Annotated in this window: 10 protein-coding genes and 1 pseudogene; all 11 read right to left on the bottom strand. The window is 35.4% G+C overall.

Going from position 1 to position 12693, the window contains the following annotated elements; genetic code table 11:
- Positions 1-368: 368 nt before the first annotated feature.
- A complete protein-coding gene (locus tag ACFQZ1_RS07645; RefSeq protein WP_377881530.1) occupies positions 369-1142 on the bottom strand; it encodes a flagellar hook-basal body complex protein in 774 nt (257 codons plus the stop codon).
- A 45-nt stretch (positions 1143-1187) separates the two neighbouring features.
- Entirely contained in the window at positions 1188-2468 is a 1281-nt protein-coding gene (gene flhF, locus ACFQZ1_RS07640) for a flagellar biosynthesis protein FlhF (RefSeq protein ID WP_377881529.1), read from the bottom strand.
- 17 nt (positions 2469-2485) lie between these two features.
- Positions 2486-3997: pseudogene (locus ACFQZ1_RS07635) on the bottom strand (FHIPEP family type III secretion protein); the annotation flags it as partial.
- Between the two features lie 244 nt (positions 3998-4241).
- Positions 4242-4976, bottom strand: coding sequence for an oxygen-insensitive NADPH nitroreductase (gene nfsA, locus ACFQZ1_RS07630; RefSeq protein WP_377881528.1), 735 nt, complete (start codon positions 4974-4976; stop codon positions 4242-4244).
- Positions 4977-5107: 131 nt separating this feature from the next.
- Positions 5108-5425, bottom strand: coding sequence for a magnetosome magnetite crystal formation protein family (locus ACFQZ1_RS07625; protein ID WP_377881527.1), 318 nt, complete (start codon positions 5423-5425; stop codon positions 5108-5110).
- Between the two features lie 112 nt (positions 5426-5537).
- Positions 5538-6119 (bottom strand): YdcF family protein, encoded by a 582-nt coding sequence (locus ACFQZ1_RS07620; RefSeq protein ID WP_377881526.1) that lies wholly within the window; start codon positions 6117-6119, stop codon positions 5538-5540.
- A gap of 274 nt (positions 6120-6393) precedes the next feature.
- Positions 6394-7746 carry an MATE family efflux transporter gene (locus ACFQZ1_RS07615; RefSeq protein ID WP_377881525.1) on the bottom strand — a complete coding sequence of 451 codons (1353 nt, stop codon included), beginning with the start codon at positions 7744-7746 and terminating at the stop codon, positions 6394-6396.
- 105 nt (positions 7747-7851) lie between these two features.
- Positions 7852-8745 (bottom strand): MerR family transcriptional regulator, encoded by an 894-nt coding sequence (locus tag ACFQZ1_RS07610; protein ID WP_377881524.1) that lies wholly within the window; start codon positions 8743-8745, stop codon positions 7852-7854.
- 193 nt (positions 8746-8938) lie between these two features.
- On the bottom strand, positions 8939-10294 hold the full coding sequence (locus ACFQZ1_RS07605; RefSeq protein WP_377881522.1) for an aspartate aminotransferase family protein: 1356 nt from the start codon (positions 10292-10294) through the stop codon (positions 8939-8941).
- 194 nt (positions 10295-10488) lie between these two features.
- The gene (locus ACFQZ1_RS07600) at positions 10489-12039 is read right to left on the bottom strand and encodes a solute symporter family protein (RefSeq protein WP_377881520.1); all 1551 of its coding nucleotides are present in this window, start codon (positions 12037-12039) and stop codon (positions 10489-10491) included.
- A 3-nt stretch (positions 12040-12042) separates the two neighbouring features.
- Positions 12043-12381: a DUF485 domain-containing protein gene (locus ACFQZ1_RS07595; protein ID WP_377881519.1), complete on the bottom strand. Its 339-nt coding sequence runs from the start codon at positions 12379-12381 to the stop codon at positions 12043-12045.
- Between the last annotated feature and the right edge of the window lie 312 nt (positions 12382-12693).

The raw sequence follows: 12693 nt of genomic DNA, 5'->3' as shown, positions 1-12693 counted from the left end.
GAGAAAAGAAGAGTAATAGTAAATGACTTTATCTCCATCCACTTTGGTCATTTCTATACAACAGCTTTTCTCATAAAGTGAAACTTCCATCAGTGGGGGTTTTCTTCATCCCCACTGATGGTTAACTAATCAGGCTTCTACGAGCAGTTATCCCCCACCTATCTTCTTCGCTTTTCTCTCAATCTTGAAGTGAGGGTCTTACTGCCCACGAATAGCGGGATAAGCATCATGTAAAAACAGTGCTTCTGTCATACCCTCACCCTTTTAGTCGTTATTGTTATACCTACTAATATAAAAAAAGATTTTCATTGAGTCAATAATATTCTGAATTTTAAATTAAAAAAGAAATGCCCTCTTCAGGCATTCCCTTATCTTAATAATTCATTCGATTCTTTATCGTACACTTTATCAAATGTTGTCATCACACGCTGGGATGCTTGAACCATCTTTTGGTTCGTCATAAGATCTGTCATTTCTTTCGTCATATCAACATTTGAGTTTTCTAACATATAGTTGTGAACAACAGCTGTTCCATTTGGTAAATTAGCAATGTTTACTCCATCTACTGTAAAGGTTTTGTCTTCATGCTTTACAAGCTGTGCTTTCATGTTTGCATCAACTGATTTCGTTTGTAAACGCGCGATATTTTGTTGCGTCGTTTCATTATAAATAGTACCATCAGCTCTCACAGAAAGTTTCGCACCTTCTGGGATACGAATACGCTCATTATTACTATCAAGTACGTACGCACCAGCTGTTGTTTGTAAGTAACGATCTGCATTTAAAGTAAAATGCCCATCTTTCGTCATATATGTTTGATTATTTTGCGATACCGCAAAGAAAGAAGCTGCACCTGTATTTCCATCTTCTAAGTAAAAGTCAGTACTGCTATTTGTAATTTGCAATGTACCTTGCGCCAAATTCACGTGCGTGGCATTTGGTACAACGGCATAGTCAACCGTTCCAATTGCAGTTTCTCTTCTATTTAGTTGACGGGATGTTTCATGTGTATTAAAGACTTTTGACGTCATTTGATCTGCTTTAAATCCTGTTGTTTGGGCATTAGCGATGTTATTTGCATGCACATTTATATGCTGCATATAGTTCATCATCCCCATGGAGCCGATATATAGACCATTCATACTTTGCTGAATAAGGCGGAAACCTTATTCTTCCCTCGCTCTCTATTATGATGTGTACAACATTTGTTTTGCTAAATGTTCAGCTGTTGCAATATGCAAGTGCTGCGTAATATCTTGGCCATCTGTTGTAAATACAATTGGTGCAGTTGAAACAGCTGGGATTTTTAATAGTTCACCAATACTTGCCGTTTCATCAAACTTTGTAAATATAAACCCATTAATATGTATATCTTTGAAATTTGTAATAATCTCAACCATATCTTTACTTTTCATTGAAGCAGATAATGTTAGGCAAATATAATCAGGCTGAATTTTCTCCATCATTTCCATCGTACCTTTTACAGATTCTGTTGTACGATAATTCTTTCCGGCTGTGTCAATTAATATATAATCAACTGGTACTTCTTGCTTAAAGTAGGAAAGTGCCCTAGACATCCCATTTTCATCACGCACTGCAAGGACTTCTCCTCCGATTATTTTCACATGCTCTTGCAGTTGTTGAGCCGTCCCAACACGAGATTGATCAGTTGTAATAAATCCAACCGTTTTATTTTGTCCATATAACTGCCAAGCAATTTTTGCAAGTGTCGTAGTCTTTCCAACACCTGTCGGTCCGATTAAGGCAATCGTTTGAACTTCCTTATCAAACACATTTTCTGTATAGAAATGTGTACTCATATCTTCAAGAATAAACTGCAATACTTCTTCTTCAGTAATAAGAGAAGTATGTTCGAACTTCACTCGCAATTTTTTCTCATATACTGCTAAAAAATGTTCTTCTACATCATTTTGCTCGAGTGTACGAAGCACCTTTTTAATAATAAATGGTACTGATGCTCCTTGCTCTTCTGATTTTTTCTTTATAAGAGAAATATCCGCCTGTTGTTCATCGTTTTCTAATTTTGCGTCTTGTTTTTCCACGGTTCTCATTACAACAAGTCCCTTATCGAATACTTGAAGTAATCTTTGTTTTTTTTGTATCCACTCTTCGCTTTGAGCAAATGGCTTTGGTGTATATGGAATGTTGTGCGTTTTATTTTCAAGGTCATGTAAAATTGATTGTATCTTTTCTGCTCGAATCATTGCTTCTGAATTTTCTTCTATTATTTCTGTTACGAATAGTTCTTGCTCTTCTTTACTGTTTTGCGGAAATTTCACAATCATTTCATATTGCTTTTTCCAAAAGAACGGAATCTTTCGTTTCACTGTTTCATCTACAACATAATAATAATCATTTCCATGCTCTTCGAAAAGTTTATGATACAATTCGCTTTTTGAATAGGCTTGAATTCGCTTTATACTTTCCTTCTTTGCTGTGCTTTCCATCTTCTCTCACCTCCGCCCTACTCAATATATGCAATTTGATCTACAACTACTTCAGGTGCCAATTCACTTATGCACAGTACCTTTGCCTCTATTTGATAACGATCAAGCAGCCTTACAATACCGAATCGAAAATCTTTACGGCGCGTTAATAAAACTGGATCTCTTCCTGTTAAACGAGACTGTTTGAAAATGTGTTGAATTTGATCGATAACACGTGTTTCTTGTTCTAAATCCCAGTTTAATAGATACCCTTGATACGAATTATTTACTACGTCAGCATCAAGTTCAATTGAATCAGAGAATAGCGCTGCATAAATTTTCCCATCATAATTTTTTGCGTGCTCGCAAATCACCTTCGAAATACATTCACGTACGAAAGAAGTGACACCATCCGCATGATTTTGATATATTTCTTTTCCATCAATAATGCCTTCCATAATTGTCGGTAAATCCCGAATCGAAATTCCTTCTTTTAACAATTGTTTCACGACATTTTGAATAAGAGATAAATCGATTTCCTTTTTCTTAATTTCTTCTAATAATACGCTGTGATCATGCTCTAAAGATCGAATTAAATCTTTCACATGCTGACGCTGTAATAGCTCATGTACATTACGACGAATAATAACATCTAAATGCGTAATTAAAATACTAAGCGGTTCTAGCACTTGATACCCTTTCATTTGTGCATCTTGTACTACATGCTCTAAAATCCAGTAGCCATCTTCGCCAAAGATTGGATCTTTAGCAGGTTCAGCATCTAAATCTGCCATAACGTTTGGTGTTTTGAGTGCTAATAAATACCCTGATTTTAAGACACCTTCCGCTACCTTTGCACCTTTAATTCGAATCACATATCGTCCGCGTGGCCTAAAACTCGTATTATCTTTAAAGTTAATGCCAGGAACGTTAATTCCTAAATCTGTAATAATCGATTTTCGCATTAATACAACTTTATCTCGAGCTGTTTCTCCGTTAATTTTTTGTTTCACAAGAGCCGCTAAGTCAAGTCCCAGTTCAACGATAATTGGATATTTATCAGTAAAGACACCGAATGAATCTTCCACTTTCTTAATTTGATCATCATCACTTTGAATCATTTCTAATTCTTTTTGCAGCGCTTCTTCTTCTTCTTTCTTCAAGCGCTTCTTATTGGTGTATCCTAAGAAAATAACTCCGCCACCAACAATTAGAAATGGTATGAGTGGAAGTGGTGAAAATATACCCATGGCAATAAATAATCCACCGAGTGCATATACTACGACGTCATGCGCCATTAACTCTTTATAAATACCTTCGTTTACTGTATCAGATGATCCGTCAAATACACGTGTAACGATAATCCCTGTCGAAATAGCTAATAATAACGAACCAATTTGGTTTACAATTCCATCGCCAATCGTTAATTTCGTATAATGATAGGCAGCATCTTGAAATCCCATTCCTTGCTGCATCATCCCAACAATTAATCCAAAAACAATATTGACAAATAAGATGACAATACTAAAAACAACATCACCTTTTACAAAGCTGCTGGGATTGATGTAGAAGCATGTAAACAGTAGAAAGATTACAAAATAGATCAAAGGAACCGGCATATGTAATAGCCGATTTTTCTACATTATCCCGCATTAACGGGCAGTAAGACCCCCATCTCAAGATGCAGAGAAAAAACGAAGAAGATACGTGGGGATAACTGCCTGTAAAAGCCCGACTGGTGAGAGCTTTCCATCAGTGGGAGATAAGGAAACACCCACTGATGGAAGTTTCACTTTATTTTTTATTAAATCCCTTTTTAACCAAAAATTCTTTCATATGCAATCGCTTCTTCTGCGACATGAATGCACTCATTGAACCAGTCCACGTTACATCCTTTTGATTTGTCAATCTATCCTTATAATACTGGTTTGTCGTATGATCATATTCATCTAATAATTCATTATATTTGTTCTCATCATATATATTTTCATGTAAAATAGCTCCAACTGGTAATCGAGGTTTCACCCCATGATTTTCATCTGGTACACCGATTGTCATTCCAAAGACTGGATACACTTTATCCGGCAAATGTAATAATTCACTTACTTGCTCTGGATTATTACGAATTCCACCAATATAACAAATACCATAACCGAGAGATTCAGCAGCAAGTGCTAAATTTTGAGCAAAGAGGGAAGCATCTACCGTCGCAACAATAAAATTTTCCGTTGTATCAGATTTAATTTCTGTTCCATGCTTCTCACATGCGATTTCTAATCTCTTTAAATCTGCACAGCAGACAAAAAATGCCGCGCAACTTTTCACGTGACGATTTCCAGATAGCTCTGCTAATTGTTCCTTTAATGTTTCATCTGTTACGTATACAACTGAATATGCTTGCACAAAATGTGATGATGCCGCATGCTGAGCAGCTCCAATCATTCTTTCAATTATATTCTTTGGTATCGGCTCTTTCTTATATTTACGGACCGATACATGTTGTTCCATTTTATGTATAATTTCATTCATAACATTCCGCCTCCTGTAATCTGAATACTCAATAATTAACATATTTTTCACATTTAGACAAACGATATGTTTATGACAAAATGATACATAAAAAAAGGATCAATTCCATTTGATTGATCCCTTTATATATATTAAGCTGCTTTCAACACCTTTACGCCTTTCACAATATTCCAAACGAAATAATAGATTCCTACAATCGCGAAGATGACATACGTTACAATTACACCAACGCCAATACTTTCAGCTTTTCCCATACCAATACCAAACGCACCCGAAAGGATAAAACCACCGAATAAAATGACGTATGGAATAACATGTGTCCATAGTGCTTTTTTCGCATGATATTTTACGTCATCTTCTGTAATAAAGTAGACGATAATTGGAAGTAAGAACGGTGCAAAGAAAATACTAAAATAACATAATGAAGATAAAATATTATTGCTTTTCATACGATTCACCTCTAAAGTTTTGTTGTTTTTGTTACCTTTATTATGCCATTCCAAAACTTTAGAAACTATCGTTTTACCTTTCAGCTTAATTACAGTTTTGTAAGATTTCTTGTTATATTTGATTCATGAGCCAATACTTTGTAATTGCCAAATATTCTCGAACATTAGATTGAATAATAATAGGTTTTGGTGTTCTTGCAGACAATCCCTCTAACTGCAATCCTTGTTTTTCAGCAATCTTTTTTGCACGATACATATGAAAATCACTCGTTACGATAATTCCTCTTTTCTTATTGGTTGGAATAAGAGATTTTGAGAATTTTATGTTTTCATCTGTATTTGTAGAACGATCTTCCATTGTAATTCGTTCTTCTTGAATTCCCTGTTCCATCAATCCTTGTTTCATAGCTAAAGCTTCGGAGATTTTCTCCCCTTGTCCTTTACCACCAGACACAATTACAGTTGTTTGTGGATGTGTTTTTAAGTATTCCGTGGCTTTATCAATACGATATTGTAGAGTATAAGAAGGTTCGTTTCCTTTCACACTAGCACCAAGTACAATCATATAATCTGCATCGTTCGGCGCTTCCATATGTCCATGCTTGTAAATAATATATTGTAAAGTACTCATATAGCCAACTACAATCATCAAAAGAATCATGCCAGACGTTATCCACTTTTTTCTTTTTAGCATTTCTATAAATACTCCCATCCCTCTATTTTGTTCATCATAATATTCTTTAGATTACTTGTGTAGTTCTTTTTTCCAAATCAATCTATTTTATCCTTTAAAAGTAATATTCGCACTCTAAATAGCGATATAGAATAATATAAATACAAGTTGTTTACACAAAGCGTACTGAAATTAAAATGAGACTTCTATTAATGATGCTTAGAATTTTGAAGTAGAAATTCTGTTTATGAATTACAACAAAAAATCCCCTTAACACATTAAGGGGATTTCATCATTATATATGTTTCTTTGCCAACATTTGTATAGAAACTGGATGTGAAAAACGATTCATTGCAAATACAGCACACGCTGTTAATAGTTCCGCCATAGGCATTACAAGCCATATTCCATTTACACCAAACAATTTCGGCATGATCCACAGAAGAGGTATGATAAGCAACAACCCGCGACTCAATATAATAAAAGCAGATTTTGTCGTTTGTCTTACGGATTGAAAATACTCTCCATATACAATGTTATAACCTAAAAATACGTATTGCGTGAAGAATAAACTGATTCCTATTACAGTCATATTTAATAATTCGTCAGATTGAACGTCAAATAAACCGATAAGATGTTTCCCAAAGAATAGACCGATAATTGTTGCAATAACACCGAGTATAACAGCTGTTTTTACCGCAAGCTGTAACCCTTTTTTCAACCTTTCCGATAAGTTTGCACCATAATGGAAGCTCGCGATAGGTTGTAGTGCCGCTCCAACTCCAAAGAATAAAAGTAACGTAATGGCATGAATACTATTTACCATAGCATATGATGCAACGCCTTGTTCACCAGCGTATTGGATAAAAGTAACATTAAAACCTATCGTTACAATCGCTACTGTTATTTCTGTTGTAAAGCTAGGAAAGCCAATCACGAGAATTTCTTTTATTGTCTGCCACTCTAATTTCAGTTTCGTCCATTTTAAAATACTGTTTTTTCTAAAGAAATGACTCAGTAGTACAAGAAAACCAATTGCTGCAGACAAAATAGTAGCCGATGCTGATCCTGTCACACCCCAGCCAAGAATGAAGATAAAAATGTAATTAAGTACAATGTTTAACACCGCTGTGACAATAAGACCTGTCATAGCTAAATTTGGATTTCCATCATTTCGTATAAATGTACTCAAAATATTTTCTAACACATATATTATTCCAAATGTGAATAATACATGTAGATAATCTAATGAATACGGTAAAATTACATCATTTGCTCCAAATAAATAAGCTATATCTTCTATTTTCCATAAACAAACAATCATTAACATACTAACAATAGCAACGGCTACCGTCATAGATTGCGTGAAAATAGAACGTGCTCGCTCTATTTTATTTTCTCCTAAAGCGATAGAATACATTGTTGCTCCGCCCATTCCAATCCATAATGAGATCGAGAAAAAGATGGAAAATGCGGGAACGGCAACATTCACTCCTGCCAAACCATTCGCACCTACACCTCGGCTAACCATAACTGCATCAATCATAATATTCACCGACATCAATACCATTCCAAGTACAGCCGGAATTAAATATGAAATAAATAAACTTTTAATCGGTTTTTCTCTTAGATGCTCAGTTGCTTCCATAACAAAACTCTCCTTTACGACTCTCTGTTCACATTTTAAACCTTCAAGTTACTTGAAGGTCAAGAGAGAAGTAAAACATATATTTTGTTATTCATAATGCTCTACTTATTTTATTCCGCTATTCGCGGACAGTAAGCCACCTACTGATGAAAGTTTCACTTTATCTTTTTTCATCACAGGGATTTGAATTTCTGTCACTTGCTCCATTGGATTACTTGTTACAGACCAATCAATTAACGCTAATTCAATTGCATCACCGCATATTTCATAATCATCTTTTTGAATAGCTTGTAACAACCTCTTATAGGTCTTACCCGTTTCTTCGTATGGTCCATGATGATATGCACACGCATATATTCCCTCTTCAATTACATTAGAAGTAGCAATTTGAAATGGCATGTAATCAAGAAGAATAAATACGCTATTGTACGCTTGAAAATCATGTTGTAATAATGCATCTTTTGCTACAGTAACGCCTATATCACCCGAAAACAAACTATTATCTACTTGTTTCATATTTTTTTGAAGTGAATGAATATAATACTCAAACATATCCTCCGTTATGTTTGGGCTTGGAGTAATAGGTAAAGACGTAATTTTACGTTTTGGTAATTCTGTAAAAAACACATTGTGAGCATCTGTTTGTATAGCTTCTTTCATTAAATGAATTTTATGTTTTATTTTTGCTAACGTATATTCAATTTCCCTTTGTTTTTTTAGTAACATCTCTTCTTGCTTTTCCAATAAATTCATTGCAAATGATGGTGTTCTTTCGTCAATATATTGTTTAATTTCTTTTAACGGTATATTTAACTGTCGTAAAAATTTAATCGTATCTAACATTGAAAATTGATCAATCGTGTAATACCGATAATTCGTTTGTGAATCAACAATGGCTGGATGAAAGATACCTTTTTCATCATAATACCGCAATGTCGATTCAGGAATATTATGCATTTTCGCCATTTCGCCGATTGTAAAACGTTGATTTAATAACATATTTCTTTCTCCGTTCATTTCAAATTCATTAACCTAATCACACTTTTTATATTGTCCCTTTCCCCCGTTAATAACAGTTTCACTTTATTCTCGCTCTCTATAAAGTAGCAAGTATATTATACATGTATGTACTCTTTTCAATAAACAACAAACCGAAAAGCGAGCCTTATTGTTCTGGCTCGCTTTCTCGTTTTCATCGAATACGTTCCATCGCTGCTTTCACTGTTTCTACAACAAATGTAATTTCTTCACTAGAAATTACAAGCGGCGGCGCTAACGTTAAAATGTTATTATAACCGGCTGTCGTCATACCGTTGCGTCCGATAAGTAATCCTTTTTCTTTACAAGCATTCACAACACTTGCAATTTTGTCCCCATCAATTGGTTCTTTTGTCGCTCTATCGTTTACAAGTTCAATTCCAGCGAGTAATCCCTTTCCGCGAATATCTCCTACATATGGATGATCACCAATTGCCTCTTTTAATTGCTTCAATAGAAGAGATCCCATCTGAGCAGAACGATTAATCAAGCCTTCGTTCTCTATAATTTCTAAATTTTTAAGCGCTAATGCACAAGCGGCTGGATTTCCGCCAAATGTATTAATATGCCTGAAAAACTCATATTCTCCTGCTCCTTGAAACGCCTCATAAATTTCTTTTTTCACTGCCGTTACGGACAATGGTAAATATCCACTTGTAATTCCCTTTGCCGTCGTAATAATATCTGGCTTTACATCATAATGCATAAACCCAAATGGTTTTCCTGTACGCCCAAAACCACAAATGACCTCATCACTAATAAGAAGTGCTCCATGCTTTTTGCACGTTTCATGGACAGCTTTCATATAGTTTTGCGGCGGCATTAAAATACCTCCGCCTGTAATAATTGGTTCCATAATAAACGCCGCTATCGTTTCACTCAATTCCCACGTCATCACGCGATCAACTTCTTTTACACATTCCACATCATATATATCCTCTACATCAATTCCAGGCATACGATAACAGTCTGGCGGTGTAACATGTAAGAAACCTGCAGCTAACGGTTCATATTGATATTTCCGCTGCGCTTGTCCTGTTGCTGCCATCGCAGCCATCGTATTTCCATGATAACCGCGGTAACGTGCCATAATTTTAAAACGATGTGGTTCTCCTTTATATGCATAATATTGGCGAGCAATTTTAAATGCCGTCTCATTTGCCTCTGATCCACTGTTAGAGAAAAAAATAACATATTCCCCGCCAAGCCACTCATTTAATTTTTCTGCTAATTGAATTGCTGGTTCATGTGATTGCGACATCGGAAAATAAGAAAGTTTTTGTAGCTGTTCATGCGCAGCATCAGCTAGTTCTTTCCTTCCATAACCACTATTCACACACCAAAGACCACTCATTCCGTCTAAATAGCGGTTTCCTTCACTATCTTCTACCCAACAGCCCTCTGCCTTCATTCCAATCATTGTACTATTCGGACTATACGGACGCATTCCATGCCATACGTATTTTTCATCTTTTGCTAATAATTCTCCAGATTGCTTCGTTTTCACCATACATTCCACCTTTCTTTACAACTTTTTATATCTAAAGCTGTTCGGTGTCTCATGATGATTTAAATTTTTCTCTTCCTAAACTTTCATTCCACAAAAATGAGGTAAATCCTACCAGATAATTTAAAAATTTAAAAGAGAAAATTAGTAAAATAAAAAACAGAGTGCTTTCCTTTGGCCAGAAAGCACTCTGTTTCTTAATGCGCTGATACGTCACTAATGCCATGTCCTGTATTCGACTTTACTAATATTTCATCAAATTTTGCGGCATCTTCTTTCTTACTAGATAAAATCGTCCCTAAATAAGCAGCTAAAAATCCAAGTGGAATGGAGATTATGCCTGGTGTTGTATATGGAAATAACGGCTCCCCAACAAAAATTGCTTTTCCAGCCACAGGATTCCATACATTCGGACTCATAGCAACAAGAACAATAGCAGAAGTTAAACCAACAAGCATACCGCAAATTGCACCGGTCGTATTAAAACGCTTCCAATATATCGTAAATAAAATAACTGGTAAGTTCGCACTCGCCGCAACAGCAAACGCAAGCGATACAAGGAACGCTACATTTAATGTTTGTGCAAATAACGCTAAAATAATAGAAAATACTGCAACTCCAACTGAAGCATAGCGTGCCATTTTTACTTGCTCTTTTTCCGTTGCTTTTCCGCGGCGTAAAATTTCATTATAAAAATCATGAGCAAACGCCGATGCCGCTGTTAAAACGAGCCCGGCTACTACAGCTAAAATTGTCGCAAATGCTACTGCCGAAACGAAAGCAAACAAAAGATTTCCACCTAACGCTTTTGCTAACATTGGAGCTGCCATATTACCAGCAGCATTCGCTTTTACAATCGCGCTATTCCCAACAAATGCCGCTGCTCCAAACCCTAAGAAAATTGTCATAATGTAAAAGGCTCCGATTAACCACGTTGCATATACAACAGATTGACGAGCTGTTTTGGCATCACGAACCGTAAAGAAACGAACAAGAATATGAGGCAATCCCGCTGTACCAAGAACAAGCCCTAAATTTAAAGAAATAGTATCTAAACCAACTTTATACTTTACACCAGGATTTAAAAATGCTTCTTTCAGCGGTGTTGCTGTCTTCATTTGCGAAAACATTTCTGTAATACTAAAATTAAACTTGGCAAACACGATAACAGAAATAATAAATGTACCTACCATTAATAATACTGCTTTAACGATTTGAACCCAGCTCGTTGCTGTCATTCCGCCAAAAATAACATATACAGTCATCAATGTCCCAACAATCAATACAGCCGTTGTATATTCAATTCCTAATAATAATTTAATAAGTGCTCCTGCCCCAACTAACTGTGCAATCATATAAAAAATCGAAATTGTCATCGTATTAAGCGCCGCTACCCCGCGTACTTTTCTTGCATCAAAACGTGCTGCAATCATATCTGCTAACGTAAATTTCCCAAGATTTCGAAGCGGCTCTGCAACAAGATATAATACAACTAAATAGGCAACAAGAAAACCAATACTATAAAAGAATCCATCAAAACCTGTTAATGCTATTGCTCCGGCAATTCCAAGAAAAGAAGCAGCGGACATATAATCACCCGCAATCGCCAAACCATTTTGCCACCCTGTTAATCCACCGCCTGCTGTATAAAAATCGCTTGCATTTTTTGTTTTTTTCGATGCGTAGTACGTAATGACGAGCGTTCCAAGAACAATTATTAAAAACAATGTAAAAGCTGTTGTATTCAATATTTATCCCCTCTCTTTATCTATGTTTTCAAGAATTTGATTCGATAACCGATCAAATGATTCTGCTTTTTTACTATAGATCATACACAGGGCCCACGTCATAACGAACTGCGCAAATGCAAACACCCATGCCCATGTAATATCACCAAATGCTGATGTATTGAGCACTTTTGAATACGATGTTAAAATAGGCAAGGCAATAAAAAAACTGAAAAAGAAAATACTCATCGGTATAATAAATTTTTTCTTTGTTTGTAACAAATTTTGAAATTCAGCAGATTGTACTACTTCTGTGTAATTGATTTCACTATTTAATTTACGAGCAGACGTTTCTTGTTTCACTTCATATCGTCCCCTTTCTTTTCAATACGAATAATAGAAAATCCCCTCCCATGAATGTATTAATTACTAAATTTTATAAATATTCAGAAACTTAATTTCATTGTAGACAATCTATTTTTATAAGCAAAGATTTTTCGATAGACAAATTACGTCATATTTTTCCATTTTTAACGAAACATGTATTGCAATAAAAAAAAGCAGTGCTTATTGGGGCTGTTGACAAACTCTTCGAGTTAATCAACTTCTTCGGGAACTTTCAGAGCCTATGTAGTACGATAGACTACATAGGCTCTTTTTATTTTGGAGGTTTTG

The sequence above is a fragment of the Bacillus sp. CGMCC 1.60114 genome (assembly GCF_042676365.1).
Lineage (GTDB): Bacteria > Bacillota > Bacilli > Bacillales > Bacillaceae_G > Bacillus_A > Bacillus_A rhizoplanae_A.
This window is presented reverse-complemented; position numbering and strand designations above follow the sequence as displayed.

What these genes read in the sequence shown, in the direction of transcription:
- ACFQZ1_RS07610 (WP_377881524.1), bottom strand. Translation starts at nt 8,745, where the DNA reads ATGTTATTAAATCAACGTTTTACAATCGGCGAAATGGCGAAAATGCAT.
- nfsA (WP_377881528.1), bottom strand. Translation starts at nt 4,976, where the DNA reads ATGAATGAAATTATACATAAAATGGAACAACATGTATCGGTCCGTAAA.
- ACFQZ1_RS07615 (WP_377881525.1), bottom strand. Translation starts at nt 7,746, where the DNA reads ATGGAAGCAACTGAGCATCTAAGAGAAAAACCGATTAAAAGTTTATTT.
- ACFQZ1_RS07605 (WP_377881522.1), bottom strand. Translation starts at nt 10,294, where the DNA reads ATGGTGAAAACGAAGCAATCTGGAGAATTATTAGCAAAAGATGAAAAA.
- ACFQZ1_RS07625 (WP_377881527.1), bottom strand. Translation starts at nt 5,425, where the DNA reads ATGAAAAGCAATAATATTTTATCTTCATTATGTTATTTTAGTATTTTC.
- flhF (WP_377881529.1), bottom strand. Translation starts at nt 2,468, where the DNA reads ATGGAAAGCACAGCAAAGAAGGAAAGTATAAAGCGAATTCAAGCCTAT.
- ACFQZ1_RS07620 (WP_377881526.1), bottom strand. Translation starts at nt 6,119, where the DNA reads ATGCTAAAAAGAAAAAAGTGGATAACGTCTGGCATGATTCTTTTGATG.
- ACFQZ1_RS07645 (WP_377881530.1), bottom strand. Translation starts at nt 1,142, where the DNA reads ATGAATGGTCTATATATCGGCTCCATGGGGATGATGAACTATATGCAG.